This is a genomic window from Rummeliibacillus sp. TYF005 (assembly GCF_003844195.1).
Lineage (GTDB): Bacteria > Bacillota > Bacilli > Bacillales_A > Planococcaceae > Rummeliibacillus.
In genome coordinates, this window is the sequence record NZ_ML122586.1 from 1 (window position 1) to 19,685 (window position 19,685).

At 33.6% G+C, this 19,685-nt stretch carries 24 protein-coding genes, 1 pseudogene and 1 riboswitch; of the genes and pseudogenes, 11 read left to right on the top strand and 14 right to left on the bottom strand.

Annotation, left to right across the window (positions count from 1 at the left end; all coding sequences use genetic code 11):
• Positions 1 to 319: 319 nt before the first annotated feature.
• The 6 genes from CW357_RS18805 to CW357_RS15810 form a co-directional block, all read right to left on the bottom strand.
• Positions 320 to 466 carry a DUF4158 domain-containing protein gene (locus tag CW357_RS18805; protein ID WP_305794145.1) on the bottom strand — a complete coding sequence of 49 codons (147 nt, stop codon included), beginning with the start codon at positions 464 to 466 and terminating at the stop codon, positions 320 to 322.
• Positions 467 to 579: 113 nt separating this feature from the next.
• Positions 580 to 1,593, bottom strand: coding sequence for a DUF4179 domain-containing protein (locus CW357_RS15795; protein ID WP_124218569.1), 1,014 nt, complete (start codon positions 1,591 to 1,593; stop codon positions 580 to 582).
• On the bottom strand, positions 1,590 to 1,742 hold the full coding sequence (locus CW357_RS18675) for an RNA polymerase sigma factor (protein WP_241155154.1): 153 nt from the start codon (positions 1,740 to 1,742) through the stop codon (positions 1,590 to 1,592). The genes CW357_RS15795 and CW357_RS18675 overlap by 4 nt, the downstream gene beginning before the upstream one ends.
• Before the next feature lie 14 nt (positions 1,743 to 1,756).
• Positions 1,757 to 2,107 carry a sigma factor gene (locus CW357_RS15800; RefSeq protein ID WP_241155151.1) on the bottom strand — a complete coding sequence of 117 codons (351 nt, stop codon included), beginning with the start codon at positions 2,105 to 2,107 and terminating at the stop codon, positions 1,757 to 1,759.
• A gap of 376 nt (positions 2,108 to 2,483) precedes the next feature.
• On the bottom strand, positions 2,484 to 3,779 hold the full coding sequence (locus CW357_RS15805; RefSeq protein WP_119416938.1) for an NCS2 family permease: 1,296 nt from the start codon (positions 3,777 to 3,779) through the stop codon (positions 2,484 to 2,486).
• 149 nt (positions 3,780 to 3,928) lie between these two features.
• Positions 3,929 to 4,029: riboswitch (purine riboswitch) on the bottom strand.
• A 312-nt stretch (positions 4,030 to 4,341) separates the two neighbouring features.
• On the bottom strand, positions 4,342 to 4,539 hold the full coding sequence (locus tag CW357_RS15810; RefSeq protein WP_124218570.1) for a hypothetical protein: 198 nt from the start codon (positions 4,537 to 4,539) through the stop codon (positions 4,342 to 4,344).
• A 462-nt stretch (positions 4,540 to 5,001) separates the two neighbouring features.
• Here CW357_RS15810 and CW357_RS15815 point away from each other — a divergent pair, with 462 nt between their 5' ends.
• Positions 5,002 to 5,334 (top strand): ArsR/SmtB family transcription factor, encoded by a 333-nt coding sequence (locus CW357_RS15815; RefSeq protein WP_124218571.1) that lies wholly within the window; start codon positions 5,002 to 5,004, stop codon positions 5,332 to 5,334.
• 4 nt (positions 5,335 to 5,338) lie between these two features.
• Positions 5,339 to 5,581, top strand: a complete 243-nt coding sequence (locus tag CW357_RS15820) for a hypothetical protein (protein ID WP_124218572.1) — start codon at positions 5,339 to 5,341, stop codon at positions 5,579 to 5,581.
• Between the two features lie 566 nt (positions 5,582 to 6,147).
• On the opposite strand, the gene CW357_RS15825 is transcribed toward CW357_RS15820, so the two are convergent.
• Both CW357_RS15825 and CW357_RS15830 read right to left on the bottom strand, forming a co-directional pair.
• On the bottom strand, positions 6,148 to 6,636 hold the full coding sequence (locus CW357_RS15825; RefSeq protein WP_124218573.1) for a GNAT family N-acetyltransferase: 489 nt from the start codon (positions 6,634 to 6,636) through the stop codon (positions 6,148 to 6,150).
• A 190-nt stretch (positions 6,637 to 6,826) separates the two neighbouring features.
• Entirely contained in the window at positions 6,827 to 8,002 is a 1,176-nt protein-coding gene (locus tag CW357_RS15830; RefSeq protein ID WP_124218574.1) for a pyridoxal-phosphate-dependent aminotransferase family protein, read from the bottom strand.
• A 315-nt stretch (positions 8,003 to 8,317) separates the two neighbouring features.
• Between CW357_RS15830 and CW357_RS15835 the strand changes: the two genes are divergently transcribed.
• From CW357_RS15835 to CW357_RS15850, 4 genes are all read left to right on the top strand, one after another.
• Positions 8,318 to 9,052 (top strand): AzlC family ABC transporter permease, encoded by a 735-nt coding sequence (locus tag CW357_RS15835; RefSeq protein WP_124218575.1) that lies wholly within the window; start codon positions 8,318 to 8,320, stop codon positions 9,050 to 9,052.
• Positions 9,049 to 9,369: an AzlD domain-containing protein gene (locus CW357_RS15840; protein ID WP_119417268.1), complete on the top strand. Its 321-nt coding sequence runs from the start codon at positions 9,049 to 9,051 to the stop codon at positions 9,367 to 9,369. Before CW357_RS15835 ends, CW357_RS15840 begins: the two co-directional genes overlap by 4 nt.
• 495 nt (positions 9,370 to 9,864) lie before the next feature.
• Positions 9,865 to 11,028, top strand: coding sequence for a cation:proton antiporter (locus CW357_RS15845; RefSeq protein ID WP_371684335.1), 1,164 nt, complete (start codon positions 9,865 to 9,867; stop codon positions 11,026 to 11,028).
• A gap of 193 nt (positions 11,029 to 11,221) precedes the next feature.
• Positions 11,222 to 11,554, top strand: coding sequence for a hypothetical protein (locus CW357_RS15850; protein WP_124218577.1), 333 nt, complete (start codon positions 11,222 to 11,224; stop codon positions 11,552 to 11,554).
• A 132-nt stretch (positions 11,555 to 11,686) separates the two neighbouring features.
• Here the strand turns inward: CW357_RS15850 and CW357_RS15855 are convergent.
• Together CW357_RS15855 and CW357_RS15860 are read right to left on the bottom strand one after the other, a co-directional pair.
• Positions 11,687 to 12,261: pseudogene (locus CW357_RS15855) on the bottom strand (nucleotidyltransferase family protein).
• 225 nt (positions 12,262 to 12,486) lie between these two features.
• The gene (locus CW357_RS15860) at positions 12,487 to 13,677 is read right to left on the bottom strand and encodes an FtsW/RodA/SpoVE family cell cycle protein (protein WP_124218578.1); all 1,191 of its coding nucleotides are present in this window, start codon (positions 13,675 to 13,677) and stop codon (positions 12,487 to 12,489) included.
• A 273-nt stretch (positions 13,678 to 13,950) separates the two neighbouring features.
• On the opposite strand from CW357_RS15860, the gene CW357_RS15865 reads away from it, so the two are divergent.
• Both CW357_RS15865 and CW357_RS15870 read left to right on the top strand, forming a co-directional pair.
• Complete coding sequence (locus tag CW357_RS15865; RefSeq protein WP_124218579.1) at positions 13,951 to 14,145, top strand: antitoxin VbhA family protein; 195 nt, start codon at positions 13,951 to 13,953, stop codon at positions 14,143 to 14,145.
• Positions 14,146 to 14,147: 2 nt separating this feature from the next.
• Complete coding sequence (locus tag CW357_RS15870; RefSeq protein ID WP_241155152.1) at positions 14,148 to 14,879, top strand: Fic/DOC family protein; 732 nt, start codon at positions 14,148 to 14,150, stop codon at positions 14,877 to 14,879.
• A 101-nt stretch (positions 14,880 to 14,980) separates the two neighbouring features.
• Here CW357_RS15870 and CW357_RS15875 read toward each other — a convergent pair whose 3' ends face one another.
• The 3 genes from CW357_RS15875 to CW357_RS18375 form a co-directional block, all read right to left on the bottom strand.
• The gene (locus CW357_RS15875; protein ID WP_124218580.1) at positions 14,981 to 15,805 is read right to left on the bottom strand and encodes a DUF2785 domain-containing protein; all 825 of its coding nucleotides are present in this window, start codon (positions 15,803 to 15,805) and stop codon (positions 14,981 to 14,983) included.
• A 392-nt stretch (positions 15,806 to 16,197) separates the two neighbouring features.
• A complete protein-coding gene (locus CW357_RS15880; RefSeq protein WP_119417275.1) occupies positions 16,198 to 16,383 on the bottom strand; it encodes a hypothetical protein in 186 nt (61 codons plus the stop codon).
• A gap of 234 nt (positions 16,384 to 16,617) precedes the next feature.
• Entirely contained in the window at positions 16,618 to 16,791 is a 174-nt protein-coding gene (locus tag CW357_RS18375; RefSeq protein WP_158582424.1) for a hypothetical protein, read from the bottom strand.
• 200 nt (positions 16,792 to 16,991) lie between these two features.
• On the opposite strand from CW357_RS18375, the gene CW357_RS15885 reads away from it, so the two are divergent.
• On the top strand, positions 16,992 to 17,738 hold the full coding sequence (locus CW357_RS15885; RefSeq protein WP_119417276.1) for a GTP pyrophosphokinase: 747 nt from the start codon (positions 16,992 to 16,994) through the stop codon (positions 17,736 to 17,738).
• 74 nt (positions 17,739 to 17,812) lie between these two features.
• Positions 17,813 to 18,325: a thioredoxin domain-containing protein gene (locus tag CW357_RS15890; RefSeq protein ID WP_119417277.1), complete on the top strand. Its 513-nt coding sequence runs from the start codon at positions 17,813 to 17,815 to the stop codon at positions 18,323 to 18,325.
• 53 nt (positions 18,326 to 18,378) lie between these two features.
• On the opposite strand, the gene CW357_RS15895 is transcribed toward CW357_RS15890, so the two are convergent.
• A complete protein-coding gene (locus tag CW357_RS15895) occupies positions 18,379 to 18,945 on the bottom strand; it encodes a GNAT family N-acetyltransferase (protein WP_124218581.1) in 567 nt (188 codons plus the stop codon).
• Between the two features lie 215 nt (positions 18,946 to 19,160).
• On the opposite strand from CW357_RS15895, the gene CW357_RS15900 reads away from it, so the two are divergent.
• A complete protein-coding gene (locus tag CW357_RS15900; RefSeq protein WP_124218582.1) occupies positions 19,161 to 19,532 on the top strand; it encodes a nucleotide excision repair endonuclease in 372 nt (123 codons plus the stop codon).
• The last annotated feature ends 153 nt before the right edge of the window (positions 19,533 to 19,685 follow it).

A 19,685-nucleotide genomic window follows, 5' to 3' on the forward strand; every position in this document is an offset into this window, starting at 1 on the left:
TTATGATTGACATTTCACCCCTGGGCTTTTTAGTTAAATATTTTGCGAGTTATTTAATACATCAACAAATAAATATGTATACTTTTTTAGAATAGTGACCGAGTGTCATCTTTGTTATTTAATCATTATTTGGTCCTTTGACTTCTTCCCACGTAAAATCTAGATTATCGTTCTTCTTCCAAACCAGACTAGTAATTGAGCCAACTTTTTTCACTCATTTAGTATAAATATTTTTCTTCATGAAGTTTACCTTTATCTTTAAAGAATACAACAAACTGGAACCTTAATGTGAAAATTTTAGATCCATTGCTCTGGAAATTTACCTGATTGTTGACGAATGAATATAAAAATCAATGACCGTTGCTGGGACATTGATTTGTTGGGCGATGTATTTGATTACTTGTCTGTGGAATGCTTTAAGATGCGTATCGGACCAACCGGGATAGCATAAAAAAGCGAGCTGCATGGCAAAGCCTAATCAATTTCCCTCACGTCTCCGTTTTAAAATGAGTCCACTGTCATTCTAACTGACAGTGGACTACTTATAGTAAAATAATTTTTTTAAATGCTCCGTGCAATTTACTCTTTCTTCTTTACTAAGTTTAATTGTTCATAGTCTTTCACTTTTAATGAAAGTAATTGCTGTTCATTCCTCACACTATAAGGGAAGACAAGGCTGATTTCTGTTTGTTTCTCTGACTCTTTAAAGGTATTCCCTTGGGCATAAAACACTTCGCCCTTATCATTTATTAATGCTGTATCGTGGGCGATAGTTTCACCTACATTTATTTCATCAATTGTATAAGTAATATACATTGAGCCATTTGAGACGACTGCCTCATTTAATGTAATACCAGAAACCTTATTATTTGCGATGTACTGGTGTTTCACGATAGTTGGAGAAGTTAGATCAAATTTCCAATGTCCGTTTACAGATTTCATATCACCTTCCTTTGAAGAAATATGAATAGTTTCTATCTCTAATCGTGCCCCTTCTAAAGAAGGTACTTCTTGCTGATTAGCAGTTGCAATCATTTCAACTGATGCACGGTTATCACTTACATCTGCTAGTTTAAAATCCTCTCCGCTAAAAACTTGTTTCCCTGCATAAGGTTTTGTATCTGAAATGAGTGCACTAATTTTATTACCTTTTGCATCATAAAGTTGGTATTCAAACTCTATCCTATTTAAACTTTCCGCAGAAATATCCTCGAAATCAATTGTAAACTGTAGGCCAAAACGATATGCATCTACAAATAGATTCTCTAATGTCATCGTAATATTTTCAGCTTGTTGTGTTTGAGCGAGTTTTTGCACATCTCCATTGACAGCCGCAATTTCTATTCCTGAATCATTAAAGCCAAAAAAAGCTTGAAATTTTGCTAATGCTTCATCGTTCGTCAATAATACGGTTGCACTTAAAGCTAATGCTGCAGTCGCAGCTAACACAGGCTTTAGCCAAGGTTTCTTTGTCTTTTTCTTCGATTGCTTGCGAATTTGAGCATAAGATTGATCAAAAGCCGAACGAATAGAAGCTGGTAATTCTTGTTCCTTATTCATATCCTCGCGTACTAAGTCGTCATTTCGCTTCATATTAAATTAGCTCCTTCCAAATAATACGTATTTTTTAATTGCTTTTTGGCTCTAGAAATTCGTGATTTGATCGTACCTTCAGACTCATGTAGAAATGCACTAATTTCCTTCGTCGTAAAGCCGTTTACATAATAAAGTGTGAGGGCTATCCGGTGATTGTCATCTAAACTGTTAAGGCTTCATCTAACTCTAGTGTTAAAAAATCTTGATGTGATAAATTATTAAGAACCGTTTCATCCATTGTAGCTAAGGGTTTATTTTTTTTCATAAAGCGATAGCAATTGTTCAATAAAATCCGACATATCCACGTATTAAAATACTGTCCCTTTTTGAGCGTATTGACTTTTTCAAAGGCGGTCATAACGGTTTCTTGTAACAAATCCGCAATATCCTCATCTTTTAAGCCGAGTTGCTTAGCTGTGCGATACAAAATAAGTTCATATTGCCGAATTAACTGTATAAAGGCTTCACCATCTCCTTTCTGCGCTTTTTTAACTAAAATGTCATTGTCCATTGTCAGCACCCCCTTTTCCTTACATACCGTTAGAGCATTTTATAATCTATTTAGTTGCATAAAATTTAATATTCTTATTATTTCATTTTATAATCTCAATAACGATTGTTTTAGACTTTTTTTATTAGGCGATTCTTTTTACTGTATTTTTATCTAAATGCTGTTTCAACACTTTGCTCCTAAGTCGGGCTACCATTTATCGTTAATTACAACAGAGCAATCTAGCATTAAACGTTTAGCATCACCCTATTTTTTGTAATTTACCCTCAACAGTGTAAATATTCATTTTTCTGGAATTATACCTAGTAAAAAAAGGATAGATAGAGCGAATTTCTTCAAGCTCTTCTATCCTTTAGGTGTTTGCTAAAGATCTTTCCTAGACGATAAACGCAAAGTATGAAAGGAATAATAAACAAAGTACATACATAATTGGATGAACTTCTTTATAACGTTTTTGTGCTACTAAACATATTGGATAAAAAACAAAGCCTAATCCAATACCGATTGCCACACTAGATGTTAGAGGCATCATAATAATTGTTAAAAATGATGGAATAACAATTTCTAACTTCGTCCATTCGATATTACGGATTTGCATTGCCATTAATGCACCTACAATAATCAATGCAGCTGAAGTTACTTCGACTGAAATAACGCTAACAATTGGCGAGAAGAACAAAGCAACTAAGAAACAAGCTGCAATAACGACAGACGTAAAGCCGGTTCTTCCTCCGACAGCAATACCAGCAGAAGATTCAACACTTGTAGCAGGTGTTGATGTACCTAAGATAGCACCAATGACACCAGCAGTTGAATCGGCAAGTAATCCTTTTCCGATATTCGGAATTTTGTTATCTTTCATCATACCTGCTTGGCTCGTTAATCCAATTAATGCACCAGCTGTATCAAAGAAAGCAACGATTAAGAACGTGAAGATAACTGTCAATGTTTCTGGGGTAAAAATTTCATCTAAATGGCCAAACACGACACCAAATGTTGGTTTAATACTTGGTATACTGCCAACAACTGATGAAGGAACATCGATTAATCCAAAAATCATACCAATAATTGTTGTAATGACCATACCGTAGAAAATACCGCCACTGATGCCACGTACTAACATAACGATTGTAATAATAAGACAAATAACGGCTAGTAACGTCATTGGTGAAGTTAAATCGCCAAGCGCAACAAATGTGTCTTTATTGCCAACAATAATGCCACCATCTTTTAAGCCGATAAATGTGATGAAGAATCCAATGCCGGAAGCGATTGCATATTTTAAATTCTGTGGAATAATATTAATAATTTTTTCTCGAATTTTAAATAAGCTTAATAGTGTAAAAATGATTCCTGCAACAAAAACGCCAGTTAAAGTAACTTGCCAGTCAATACCCATTCCAATACACACAGAAAAAGTAAAGAATGAATTCAATCCCATACTAGGGGCAATGGCGATTGGGAAGTTAGCAAGTAACCCCATAAGAAGTGTTCCGATGATCGCAGTAAGCGCAGTTGCCGTAAATACAGCCCCATGATCCATACCAGATTGGCTTAGAATAAGTGGATTGACGATTAATATATATGCGATAGATAAGAAAGTCGTTATCCCTGCAAGTGTTTCCTGCTTATAGGAAGTGTTCCGTTCTGCAAATTTAAAAAAGTTTCTCATGTTGTAGTCTCCTATTTGCTAGATTAAAGATTTGAAAGGGAATGATTTCAAAATTAGTATTACCCAATTCATTTTAATTTCCCCTTGATATTAAAAAAACTTTGACCTAATTAGGCCAAAGTTTCTTCTACAAAACGGAATAAAAATATCATTAAAATCCCATTCCTTGTAGACAAGCTATTATCGGTAGCTGGTAGAAACTTTCAAGCCGTATTCTTGAATTTATACAAGGTTATCTATTCTTTTATTAAAAACATTAGTTGAATAATAACAAGTTAAATTTAAAACGTCAATGGTAATAAAAGATATATAAATTTTCAAAAAAGAACAAAAAGTTAACAAGATACTAGTTCTACAAAAATTACAGTAAAACAGCTCGGTACAAAATCTGAAAAATCCACAAAACGCATGTTTAAATTTGCTGTAGTATTCAAGAGCTACTATCATTAAATGAATTTGACGGTAATCGCCAGCAAGTTCTTAAAGTTACAGACAAAGAACAGAGTACTACCTAATTGTACGGTTTCATTTTTGGAACTGTACTCGTTTATATAAACATTTACTATTTTTTATAAAAACTAATATCTATAATACCTCCGGCAACTAATACCATCAAAAGAGCTACTATAAATATACTCGTTATAAATTTATATTTATAACTTGGTGTCTCTTTATTTAATCTATAAAATTTTTTTACTACATATAGCATTGTCACCGCCATAAGAAAAACAAATAAATTTAAAATAACAATCCCTGGCATTTTATTAACTCCTTCTGTCTTAAACTTAAAAATTAAAAGACTTCTGTCCTCACCAGACATAGTCTTATAATTTTTAAATGCAAAGTTCTATTAATTAACTACTATATCATAATTAAGCAACATATCCTTACTTGATTGATATATATTTACACCAATTCCAACCATGGTTACTGAACCATCTATAGCTGTTAATGTTTGGTAACCTTTTATAAAAGAATGTTATTCAAAACTAGTGAATTATTTACCGAGCGTGAAAAGACAGAAATTATTTCAATTCTAATATGATTGCATCTCTAAAAGTCCTTACGTCCTTCAAATAATCTTAGGCTCTGAACTTATTACGAATTAAATATTTCTTAGCCTTTTATATAATCCAAAACTTGCATTCGAGAATGTTACTTTGCCCCTATTTAAATTTACTTATATTGACAAAAATAACTATATGTAATAAATTTATTACATATGAAACATATTAATAGTGGTGATGAATTACTTTTGTTTTTGGAAGCTTTATCTAATCCTCATAGACTAAGAATTATTAGCATTTTGTCTAGTGGTAAACAGTATGTTAGCCAACTTGCTAGAGAACTTGGTATGAGCAGACCTCTTTTGTATTTACATTTACAAAAGCTTGAAGAAGCAAATCTTGTTTCGAATAATATGGAATTATTAGAGAATGGTAAAGCTGCGAAATACTATATGCTGAATTCTTTTGAATTACAGTTAAATGAGGACCTTATTTCAAAGTTAGAATCAACACTGACTTTCAAAAAAAATAAGAAGACGGAGGATTAAATTAATGTCTAACGGAGCTTCAAGTGTAAATGTTGGAGATGTAGTGGTAACAATCGTTACGTTCGGATTTATCGCTTTTATAATTATTTTTTTAGTTTTAATTTATAGAGCGTACAAGAAAAATGTAAAGCGTGCAGAGGAAAAATTAAGTGTTGAAAAACAACAAACATTTAATCTGCAAAAACAAGTAGACGACTTAAATGAGCGAGTAGGCAAAATCGAGAATTTGCTAAAAGAAGTAGATTAATAGCTAACAAAAAGCCTTTATCCTAATCTATTGGATAAAGGCTTTAAAGTTTCCAAAGTATGTTTGGAAACCTTTCATAAAAGAAAATTATATGACCCGTTTGAGAAATACCCCCTTTAGTCTAAGGGTATCTATAGGTGATAACGTCACACTTTATATAACGCAACTTTATTTCAGAACCACAGTTTCCTAGATTTCAAGCAGTAGCACAGTATCTATAGAGTCCGTCCAGCTCAAAAATGGCGCTATCCATATGTATTTATTAAAGGATATTGGGGATTTTTCCAATTAAAATAGTATAATAACAATTGGAGGGATAATACTAATTAGTTGGATTGGTTCTATTGTTTTAGGCATAGTTGTTTATATCACTTATCGTTTATCAAATCATTTAGAAAAGAGAATAATAGTGACTAAAAGAATTGTATTCTGCTCAACTTTAATGACCCTATTTTTGGGCATGTTCTCCATTATAATTGAAGCTATTACCAATTCAATGCCATAGATAGCATTAGGCATCCTTTTGTTTAATAGAATCGCTAACTTCTCACTCCAGAAAACGATCCTTAAACCGTAAACTTTTGGACAAGACATGGTTCATCGTCTATTAACTCTTTTCTTTCATCGAATTTAATATTTAGCTGTTTATAAACCTTCTTCCAAAATAGAATCGCGGGTTCATTTTCCTGAAGTTCAATCACAAAATACTTTCCAGGTTTTTCTTTAAATAATTTTTCTAAAGACTGCTTCGCAAATCCTTTACCCCTGAATTTATTGAGTATAAAAATATCATTTACACCAAAGTCATTTTCCTTTTTTAGAAATGGACGCTCTAATAGTAGGACAAATCCAATTATGCCCTCTTCATGCTTTATAAAATAGGAAGAAAATCCTTCTTCGTTACATAGCTTTTCTAAATCATCAAAATGAAATGAACCATCCATCCCTATATCTAAGTTTTCAGTAAATCTGGAGAGGTCATGGAGATACAGTGAATATAGATTTTTCAAAATATGAATATCTTTTTTGTGAACTTTCTCAAAAGTAGGATTCAAATCAATTTCCCCTATCTATCATATGATGATCTTTTAAGCTAATAGAAAATACGACTTAGTGAGAGATGATCCCATATTTTACACTAAGCCGTATCAAGAATCTTTACTTTTTCATTTCAAGCCCAACTAAATGATTCAAGCTGCATGTTTAGCAATTTAGCTTGAATAATGCTTCTTCTCTAAAACTTCATCATGCATTGATATTAATCGCTAATTCTTCCTTCAATCGTTCTACAGCTGCTTCTGTATTCACTTCTAAGCCTAGTTCTTTTAACGTTTCGCCTATTTTAACAATTGCTTCTTCTAGCATTTCGGTTGTGGTGTTTCCCATATGACCGATTCGGAAGGCTTTTCCTGCAAGATGCGCAAGAGAGCCTGCTACGATTACACCTTTATCGGCCAATGCTTTTCGAAATGCTGCATCATCTACCCCTTCTGGATAAAGGATGCAACTTAATGTTGGCGCTGCAATGTCTTCAGAAGCTAAAGGTTTCATGCCATAAGTGGAAAGCGCTGCTCTTACGGCTTTACCATATTGAGCATGGCGTTTGATCCGTACTGGCATAGATTCTTTCAGAACTTTTTCCAAAGCTACGTCATACGCATATATAAGATTGACAGCTGGTGTTGCGAAATAGTTAGTCGGTTGGTCCATAACTGAACGCCAATTTTCGATATCTGCATAATAGGCAGGGATTCTTCCAAGTTGTTGACGCTTTTCTAGTGCGTTCTTTCCAAAAGCAACGATGGCTAAACCTGGTGGAACGCCAATAGCTTTTTGTGAGCCAGTTAAGACAACATCAATCGTCGCTCCCTTTTGGTCACCATATTCTTTTGACAAATCTTCTTCTAAAGCAGCGGTTGCACAAACACCATCTACAATGGAAAGTGCGCCATATCGTTTCACTAAAGGAATCAAAACATCCAAATTTGCTGCAACCCCTGTAGAAGTATCCGCATGCGTAATCGTAACCGCTGCATAATTTGAGTTTGCTAACTTTTCTTCTACTAATGCAGGGTCTACATGTTTTCCCCATTCTGCTTGCAACACATCTACTTCAATACCAAAAGCTTGTCCAAGTTTGATAAATCGATCGCCAAAATAGCCATTGCTCAATACTAATAGTTTCTCCCCAACAGCCACTGTATTTAATAAAGCCATTTCCATCGCAAGTGTCCCAGAACCAGCGACAATATACACTTCCCCATCCGTATTAAAAAGCTTTTTTGTGTTATCGATTGCTCTTTTGTAAATCGCCGCAAAACGTGGATCTGTATGGCCCATCGTTTCACTCGCAAGCGCATCATAAATATCATCCGTCACTGGTGTTGGACCAGGTATCAATAATAGTTCTTTATTTGTCATCTATACAACCCCCTTGTATTTCTTCCATCATATGTAATTAGTGATATGTAAGTCAATATGAAAGTATCTGTCATTTATGAATTCTGCTTATTCGGAAATTAGTGGAGAATGCCGCATGAAGCTCCCCGCCATATTTCATCTACAGTAACGGTCAGGAAGACACTTACATGATCAATGGAGGCGAAGCTAAGCCATTTAGCAACATTGGTATGTCCTAAAAATCGGAAAACCAAGCTTACTTATCAGAAAGTATTGAAAATTCTCTTAGAATTGTTGTATTCTTTAAAGAATATGATTTGTATGAGGTGATTGTTTTTGAATAGTCATACGACTGAAACGGTCGAACAAATTCGTTTCCATGAGGATGATACCTTCCTACAGGGGGTGAAAGATTGCATTCCCACATTATTAGGATACATAAGTATTGGCTTAGCTTTCGGTGTTGTGGGGGCCGCTTCTGGATTAAAATTATATGAAATCGCATTATTGACCATACTCGTCTATGCCGGATCTGCGCAATTTATCTTTTGTGGGCTTATTTTATCTGGCACACCTGCATCTGCGATTATCTTTACCATTTTCATCGTCAACTTAAGACATTTTCTCATGAGTCTAACGGTCGCTCCGAATTTCACCAAATACTCATTAATGCGCAACATAGGCTTTGGCACATTATTGACAGATGAGACGTTCGGGGTTGCCATGACGAAAATTATGCAAACGAAGAAAATCAGTGGAAAATGGATGGACGGTTTAAATGTCACAGCCTATTTAGTGTGGATTGCCGCTTGTATCTCAGGTGCTTTTTTAGGTCAATGGATTGCCCATCCTGAGAAATGGGGATTAGACTTCGCTTTAACAGCTATGTTTGTAGCTTTACTTATCTTACAACTTGCAAGTGTTGGCAAAACGAAACTCGCAAAAAATCTTTTACTTATTGGTTTAGTTGCCCTTTGTATGTATATATTTTCATACTTCATGCCAACACATCTTGCCGTTCTTTTCTCAACAGTAATTGTGGCTACAATTGGGGTGGTGATTGATCGATGAGCAGTACTGCGATTATATGGACAATTCTAGGTTGTGCAGTTGTTACTTGGCTCCCAAGAATCATTCCATTTGTCTTCGTCCGAAGCGTTAAGTTGCCTGAAGTTGTATTAAAATGGCTTTCTTTTATACCAATTTGTATTTTAAGTGCGTTAGTTGTCGAAAACTTGCTAAATACGGATCACTCGTATGTCACGCTTGATTGGCCTGTATTTACTGCATTTATTCCTACTTTGATCATTGCGATTTGGACTAAAAGTTTGTCGACTACCGTTATTGTCGGCGTTATTTCAATGGCAACTATTCGTTTTTTACTATAATAAAAATGGGCTACACATGAGATGGTAGCCCTTTTATTATTTAATGATAGAAATGACTGACTAAAATTAAAAACAATACGATCATGATCATCCATATCATCTCTATAAAATTCATCTTTTTCTGTCTTTTGTACTGCATTTGCTCCCGATATATTTGCTGAATATGTTTCTTATTTACAAATTTCATCTATGGCCCTCCTGCACGGATAAGATGAATGACTACGATTACAAAGAAAACTGCTCCACGTATTATATGCTGAATATTCTAAAAATTGTTCCCCCTTTTAATACAAAACATTCTGCAGCATGTATCATAAAACCTATATAACAAGAATATATAGTAGCTTTATGTAACTCTCTGTTAAAAAGTGTGTTATTATATAAACATACTGTTTTTGAAAAGAATTCGAATGGAAGATTTTCTTAAACAATTTTGTTTTATGCAGTTCAGAATTGTTAGAATCTTCTAACTTCTATTTCTTTTTATCGGAGGTCTTGTTTATGGAGTTACTATTAGAACTAGTCATTATTATTCTAGCAACAAAAATTGCTGGATTTATAGCTACAAAATTTGGTCAACCTAGTGTTCTAGGAGAAATTATCGTCGGTGTAATCATTGGTCCGGCCGTTTTAGGTTTTGTAGAAAAAAACGAACTTCTACATATTTTCAGTGAACTAGGGGTTATTTTCCTGATGTTCTTTGCTGGGATTGAAACCAATCTTAAAGATTTAACAGCCAATCTTAAATCGGCTTTATCTGTCGCATCATTTGGTGTTGTTCTTCCATTGATCGCAGGATATTTTGTTGGGATTGGATTCGGTATGGATCCTTCACATTCCCTATTCTTAGGTATTGTACTAACAGCCACTTCCGTTAGTATTTCTGTCCAAACGTTCCGTGAGTTAGGACAATTGAAAACTCGTGAAAGCGCCACAGTACTTGGTGCAGCAATTGCGGATGATATTATCGGTTTAATCTTATTAGCGATTGTTTTGAGTATCACTGTCGGTGGTACTTCGATTTCAATGGTATTGATAAAACAAGTCGTTTTCTTTGCCGTTATTATCTTATGTAATTGGAAATTGGTACCTGCAATCTCAAAATCAATTGATAAGCTTAAGATTCCGGATTTATCGATGATATTTGCTGTCGTCTTATGTTTTGGCTATGCTTACTTTGCTGATTTCATGGGCATTAGTAATATTATCGGTGCGTTCTTCGCTGGTCTAGCACTTGCAAATGACCGACATCGTGAACAATTTGAGGACAAGCTTTCTCCAACTGTCAGCGTCATTTTCATCCCGGTATTCTTTGCATATATCGGATTAAACGTGAAGTTTGACGGAATTGGCGAACATATTTGGCTAATTGTTATTTTATGTGTTGTTTCCGTACTAACGAAAATCATCGGTGGAGGTTTCGGTGCGAAGATTACTGGATTCAATATGATTTCCTCTACTCTCATCGGTACTGCCATGGTATCACGCGGTGAAGTAGCATTGATCACATCTAGTATTGGTTTGTCAAAAGGATTATTTTCTCAAGCTTACTACACACCTTTAATCATCGCGATTGTGTTTACAACTATCGTAACACCACCATTATTAAAAATTTGTATCAATAAAAAAGTACAATATGAAGCTTCTAAACAAGCTTAAAATGCTCGATCATGTAAAAGCTCGTTTCTAAATAGAAACGAGCTTTTTTCTGTATTTGTTAATGGATGCGATATACATGAAAGAAATGGATAGATGCAGATAATGTGAAACCTGTATAGGATTCACACTTTCATTTAATTTATACAAATTGCTATTTTATGTATTTATTGTGTAATATTATAACTAAGAGGAGGTGGTAAAAATAGAGAGAAAAAGTCGATATACAAAACTTTCATTTATATGTTTAGGAGTTTCAATTTTAACGTTTTTAACAACCTATCTACTTGGTAGTTATACAAGTACAGCTACGTATAGTAGCCCATTTAGCAATACAGTTCTATCAGCTATACTTGGTTACACTTTATTTGCCATCATCATTGTAGCTCCAATCATCGGCGTTATCTTCGGATTTATGGGAAACAAAGGTCTATTAAAAATAACCGCCATTATAGCAAATGCTGGGGCATTTTTGACATTGTCACTATTAGTGGGCGCCATGGCTGTTTATGATGTGTTCGTTCAATGAACTTTTAACTTAATTAACACCCTCTAAGTTAGGGTGTTATTTTTTATATTTTGGCAGCGTTGCTAGGCCCACGTCAAAACTATTTTTCATGTATAAAAAGCCATTTCATCAATAAAACAGCTTACTTCTTAATCAGTTGTTTAATATATGATGAACTTTAATCTTATGCCAAATTGACTTCCAATTCTTTTTTATAATTCGTTCTTCATAAATTGCAGTCCGTTCTATGGTTTCTGTGAAATAAGGAGTCGGTTTCAATTCTAAATTGATAACATCATCGAGTCCATAAGGAGCAGTGAGAACTAAATTATGATCCTTGTCTAGCTTCACTCCAAGAGCAGTCGCAGTTTCCGGAAACTTTGAAATAGCATCTTCCGAAGAAGTATAAGGAGTCATATTACTAATGACGTGCATTCTAGCTTCATTTTTCACAGACCAAGGTATATTAGGCATAAGTTTTATCAACTTATTCTCTAATTCTTTTCAAAATCCTCATCAATTTTTGTTTTATCAAAATAGATAACATCAACATCTGGCGTTTCAGTTCGATCTTTAAACTCGTGTAATGTGTCCCATATTTTTGAACGTACAAAACCTGCACAAATCCACCAATCAGGTAAATTCAAAGTACTTGCAACATTTAAAATCTCCATCATTTTTTCATCGCATTGAATTAGCTTTATCACATCTTCTTCATTCTTTAACATTTTGTGCCTCCCCCCTTTTAATCGAACATATATTCCTATTTTAACACATTAAGAGGTATAAAGGGAAAATATTCCTTGGAAATTTCGTTACCCATTAAAGACTGGTTTCTTGTCTATAAACATTATTTTGTTAACTACTCTTTTCACAACATAAGAAATCCTAATCTGACTATTAAAACAGCTAACATAACCGATAGTATAATGAATAAGATTCGTACTCTTCTATTAATATTTGAATGCATAACTTCCCTCTCCATTGTCTTTTTTGAACATATAGCCTTCATAAGAATTTTTAACAACAATTATGATGCCTAACAATAAGAAGTTTGATAATAACGAACTTCCTCCATAGCTTAAAAATGGTAATGTTACGCCGGTTACAGGTAGTAATCCCATCGTCATCCCAATATTCTGAAAAACTTGGAAAGCTAACAACCCAATAATTCCTACCCCCATAATAGTAGCTAGATGTTGCTCCGCATGAATGGTAATCATGACAATCCGATAAATAAGTAAAAAGAACAAGATTACAACGACCGCTCCACCTATAAATCCCGTTTCCTCAGCAATGGCTGCAAAGATAAAATCCGTATGTTTTTCAGGAATATACACATTATTTCCAAGATAGCCTTTCCCTGTCGTTAAACCTGAACCAATTGCTAATATTCCTTTTCTCGTTTGAAAAGCCGAATCACCATATTCAAAAGGTTTCAGCCAGCCATTAATGCGTGAAATTTGATGTGGTGATAACTTGCCTAATATTTGTTCATTGAAGAAATGTTGGTAGTTAATATAGATGATTAATAAAGTCGTGACAATAACAGTAGGAATCGCTAGTAAAGAATAGACAATCCTTCTATGTATTCCAGAAAACAATACCATTGCAAAAAGTAAAGCCCCGTATAACATAATCATTCCAGTATCCGGTTGTTTATATACGATTAGTATTGGAGGCAATGTGATTATTGCCATTTTACTTAACAACCATAAATCTGATCCTACTGTTTGATTTCGCCAAATTTTATGGTGTTCAATCGTTATTTTACCGACAACCAAGATAAAAGCAAACTTCATAAATTCCGAAGGTTGAAAAGTACCTATAAAAGGAACTTGATACCATGATTTAGCGCTATTTATAGGTTTTGCAATGCTTTCAGGCGCAAATATTAAAGCGATTAATAAGAACATTAGAATCCAATAGGTAGGCCAAGCGATTTTTAACAATTGCTCTAAATCTAATCGCGAAATCCCAAGCATCAATGTAAATCCTAACATATAAAATATTAACTGCTTCCAGATAAACGAGCCCGAATATTGATTGAATACAGAGTTACTCGAATAGATAAATAAACAACTAATCATTGCAAATAAAACAATCAGTACCATAATCGCTTTATCCAATTTCAATTTTTCCATTTAATCACCTCCATCACTTCTATGGAATTATCTATAATTATATATTTGAACCACACATTTATGGTACAAATAGGTAGACGAACCATTTATTAAATTGTTGCATAAAAAATAATTGTTTTCTAAAATTTCCTTTTTAAATCAATTTTCGATCCATCTCAATAGTAAATAGTAAATGTAAAACAAGGTATAATATACCCAATTACCGGTGTTCTAAAGAGATTAAGGATTGTTTCTATGTTATAATTAATTTATTAAACTAAAGGGGTGTAGCTTATGAAATCAACAAATTTGAACGAAGAAATTGAACGAAAAAAGAGAAGCAAATTTGCAGTTGGCATGGCTGCAATTGATGGTGGAAAACCTACCACTTTTACGCAAACTTTATTAAATCAATATGAAAATGGTGAAGTATCTGCGAGTCAGTTAAAAAAGGCTATTATTGATAAGTATGCGAAAGTAGTCAATTAAACATGGATCCTTATGTTTATCCAAATTCAGAGGTTTTAATAAATAAGTTTAATATTCAAGACGAACGTGAACTCATCACCGTTGAAACACAATTATTAATTGCGAGCATTGTGGATATTGAAGCTATCTCAAATTCACTTGATTTTCATCATTTATCAAGTCTTCAAACAATTCATCATCACTTATTCCATTTAATATATGATTGGGCTGGAGAGTTTCGGACAATTAATATTTATAAAAGTGAAAAAGTGTTAGGCGGGCTCTCTGTCACATATAGTAAATATAATCATATTCACACTGATCTAGATAAAATTTTTAAATGGTCTTCAAAAATTAGCTGGACTCTTTTCAACCCACAATTAGCAAAGTACTTTTCAAAACTAATGACCGATATTTGGCGAGTTCATCCTTATCGTGAAGGGAATACAAGAACTGTTTCCATTTTCATGAAATTATTTGCTGACGAAAAGGGACTCATGTTCAACGAACAATTACTATCTGAAAATGCTAGTTATCTAAGAAACGCTCTTGTATTAGCAGCAGTAGAGGAAGCGCCGGAACCCGAATATTTGAACAAAATCATTACAGAAGCACTCTGCTTAACTGAAAACAAAATTACAGCTAATGAAAAAAATATCAGTCTATCCAAAATTATGACGTTTCAAATTACGAGGAAAAACCTTTTACGACTGATTCTAAACCGAATAAAGAATAATTACAGAACTGTTTGGTGAATTAAATAGTTCTGTTTTTTGTTTTTTTTAAAATCAGTACTATCTGCATAAAAAAGGAAAGTTCCACTTTAAACTTTCCTTTTTAAACTTATTATTCAATTTTAACTCCACTTTGAGATAAAGTGTAAAACAATTCCTTGCAACTCTGGTGTTAGTTTTTTGAATTTCAAAGCAAAATAGAGACTTTTTACAAAATGTAATGTTTGAGTTCTTGCTTTTAAAAATAATGGTGAGTAGCCATTACACTCTCGACTATATTCTAAAGAATCGAATACCTGCTCAAGCCATTCGATTAATATTTTTTCATCAATTCCTTTTCGGATTAAAGCTACAACAATCGCAACAAATTTTTCTTCTTCATCATCTACAAAGACAGAATCTTTCCAGAAGCAGTCTCTTAGGCTTTGCAAAATAGGTGCGCTCAATTCTAACTTGAACTTTGGATGTTGTATGCATGCAACCAAAAGATCGGCACCATTTGCTATCCCGTATGCCCAACCTTTTCCCGGTACATAGCCCCTTGTATCCTTTTCCTTCTCTAAATAATGGACGGCAAGATCGAAAATCTCTTCATATTGCTCTGAAGTTAAAAATAATTGGCTCGCATCATTTCGAATAATCGCCGTTAGCCACATTGCCGAAAGCGAACGTTGGAAAATGGAATCCTGATCCCTCTCCCCTATTTGAAAGTAAAAATAAGAAGGTTGTGTAAGCTGAGATACTAGAAATTGCTGATTGACAACCGATAAACTATCACTTTGCATTAGTTCTAAAAATAATCGTAAATTTTGATGATCTCGAATTGATTCATCTGGATGACCTATATGTAATAACATATTTTCTAAAATAGATTTCGAATCTTCTTGTAAAATTTGTTTTCTCTCTATACTCGACATAGTGAGTATTTCTGAAATTTGATATGGCAAGGATAACTTCCTTTCTAAAATCGCGAATTGCTTTTCCTTCTTATCATAACAGGTAACGGCTAGAAAGGAGAGCTTTTTAATCTCCGTCCTCCTACAAGTGAAATTATGTTAAAATTACAAGAAAATAGATTCAGGAGGAATATCATTGAAAAAGTTTTTAAAGTATACCATCATACCTGCATCTTATTTTTATTGTATCGGCTATATCATTTTTGATTATCCGACTGATACGTATTTAGCTCGTGGAATAAGAGGCATCATGTCTCTCATTTTTACTATGAGCTTATTGGGTTTCGTGCTAAAGTATTTTGATAAGGGCCATAAAGAAAATTAGTTTTCTTTTTTCACTAATAAAAAAACCCATCCTAACGATGAGTTCTACATAATTTCTATTAAAATGGGAGATCTCCAGAATGCTCTCTCATATAAAATTCCATTAGTTTTTTAAAATCTTTGTACTTGATGGTCACGTATTCTTCGCCGTCTTTAATCTCAACAGGTAAATCTGAACATGCTTCTGCCATCATTTTTCGTAAATGCTCTGTTCCATCTACCATAAAAGCCCATTCATTTTCCAATAGATTCACCCTTTCCATTTCATGTTGATATTATAATTATACCATCATATGGTCAAAGATTGTGTCTACAATCATCTAATATTGTCACTCTAACAAAATAGTGAAAGAAACCTTGCTCATGTTGTATTTAGAGTATATGTGTTCTGGCAACGTTTAATGCCTCGTTTACATTTCATCTTCATATGTTGGCACTACCTATCGCATGAAAAAAAGCTATCGAGACCAATAGCTTTTCTACGATTTAGATTTTGTTTTCTTTGCAAAGTCATCAATATAAAAGAATGCTACAAACCCAGCAAGCGTTAATAGATAATAATAACTTGCCCCATCTTTCACTTGAACCATATAAATACCTGCGATAAAAACAATCGTGGCAATAATTCTTAGCAATAACACTTTTACATTCATAGGATGACCATCCTTTCTATTTTAAAGATATCAAGCTTCTAATCTTTATCTTAAACCATTCTACTATTAGAAGGCACATTTTTCATCTTTATTAAAGAATTTCAAAAATAAAAATCCTAGAGGCACATGATTATTACGTGCTAAAACTTACTAAATTTGAGAAAATAGCATTGAGCAATTATGAAGAGAAGGTGGACAAAATGAGCGATAATCAGAACATCAATCAAACACTCCTAAAGAATTTCAGAGAAGAAGTTACTCGTAGTATGCTGCTTTATAAATTTGCACTTGATGAAATTTCAACAAAGGTCAATATCCTACAAGAAGAGTTTCAATTGATCCATGAATATAATCCCATTGAACATGTAAATACACGCATTAAATCACCGAAAAGTATATTAAACAAACTACGTAAAAGGAATCTACCTCTTTCACTTCAATCTATTCAAGAAAATATTCATGACATAGCTGGAATTCGTATTATTTGCTCGTTTGTATCTGATATTTATCATATTTCTAATATGATTCAATCACAAGAAGATATTGAAGTGGTTGAGATCAAAGATTATATCAAAAACCCTAAACCAAACGGCTATCAAAGTCTCCATATCATTATGAAAATACCTGTATTTATGACTTATGGAGAAGAACATGTCTTTGTTGAAATGCAAATACGTACAATTGCGATGGACTTCTGGGCCAGCCTTGAACATAAAATTTACTATAAATACAACAAAAAAGTGCCAACTCACATAACAGATGAACTAAAAGAAGCCGCCGATGCTGCCGCACACTTAGATCGAAAAATGGAAAAACTGAATAAAGAAATCTCCTTATTTAAAGATGCTTCTCTTGATGATGATGATGAAGCATTTGACCATCAAAATGATCTGGAACAATTATTATTTGAAGAAATCGAAAAAGTTGGCTTACATTATAAACAATAACTCTCATGCAATCTTGACAAAGCCACTCGGAATAATTAAAATTTGATAAAAAGCACTTTTGGAAAGGTGATCCTATGACAGTAAAAAATGCATATTTGAGTTATGGAAGTAAAAACGCACCTGTAAAAGTAGAAGTTTTCTTAAATTTGGCATGCCCTTATTGCGCAACGTTTTATGCCATCGCAGAGGAAGTGCTAACACCGTACATAAATGAGGACAAAGTCGAATTTGTCATCAAACATTTTGATAAACCACGTGAAATGCTATTAAATGGCGCGTTGATTAACGCATTCTTGCATTATAGTGAAAAGGACCACACACGTGAAATTATCAAAGAACTTTTTGCTACCCAACAAGAATGGGATCATTTAACAAACCAAGATATCAAACGAATGCTCCAAGAAAAATATGGTTTAATCGAGCGTTCTGAAAATACTTCCATCAGCTTAAACATACTCGGCGAAACAATCGAACGTAACATTACAATGGTTCCAACCATCTATATCAACGACAAAGAATTCCAATACCCTCGAGAACTAGATGCCGAAGAACTTCGGTATGAAATAGAAACTGAACTTTTGAAGTAATTGGTAAGGGAGCTATTAAAAGCTCCTTTTTACTTTGATTTTAAAAACTCCTACTACTGTGAGTTCTTGTAATATACCAAATGGTCTGTCCACTCATCATTTTCATATATAAAGCCTTTGCGAATACATTCGAATTCCATACCTACACTTTCTGCTAATTTCATCGAAGGTGTATTATCAATGTTAATGTGAGCTTCTATACGGTGGAATTTCATAAGTTTAAAACCCATATTAAGAGCTTCTTTTACCGCTTCTTTACCGTAACCCTTTTTCCAATACTGATTATGAATGGTATATCCTATTCTTGCCCATTGGAAATCATCTCTTGCTAATGTTGAAAAATCGACCATTCCTAAATGTGTACCATCTTCTTTTCTAAACACACCAAATACATGTGCAATATCTGACAAAGCCAACTCTTGATGCTTATCTACCAATTTGTGAAACCACTCTCTTGTACATTCACTCATGTCTATTTTCCCTTGATCGTGTCGATTTTGAGATGGATAACGTTTTTCAAATTCACTTAACCAATTTTCATAATCATCGTATTTTAACGGTCTTATTATTAATCTTTCTGTTTCTGAAATAAGACCAAACTTTTCCACTTTTAAATTCAATGTGACATCTCCTCTAATTGACTTAACTACGAAAACAATTTCATTAACTTAACTCATTTGGAAAATTGATACAATTCAAGTTTATCATAGACGAAATATGTTGAGAATAACATTTGCTAGCAACCCACTTTTCCCCAGTAATATTACCTTTACTAGCTTTTCCAGTATTTTTGTGGTACATTAAGTTCTATATGAATATGAGGACGTGAATTTTTTTGATTAAAATTGAAATGCCAAAACCAGATATCGTTATTCGCCAACGCGAACAACAACCAAAAGAAGGAGAACCTATTATCCCTTCTATTTATGGATTTATTGATTTCCATAAAATTCCTCGTGATAAAGGCGGAATTATTCTTTTCTACAACAAAGAAAATGAAGTATTATTTGTAGGTAAAGCCCGCAAAATGCGTCAACGTGTGAAAAAACATTTTGAAGATAATGTTTCACCTTTAAAAGATCATCGTGATGAAGTACACAAAATCGAAGCATACGTCGTTCAAGATCCTATGGAACGTGAAATTTACGAAACATATGCGATCAATATGCTTCATGCAAAATATAATACAGAAAAAGTTTTCTACTAATAAAGTAAAACTACCATCAGTAGGATTGAAAGCCCCAAAGGTTTGATATGCTCCCCATTAGATAGACAAATGGGGAGTTTTTTTATGCAAAAAAATCATTTTCAACTGATATTAAAGTTTTGGGGTTCTATACTAATTGTTGGGGTTGTCAAA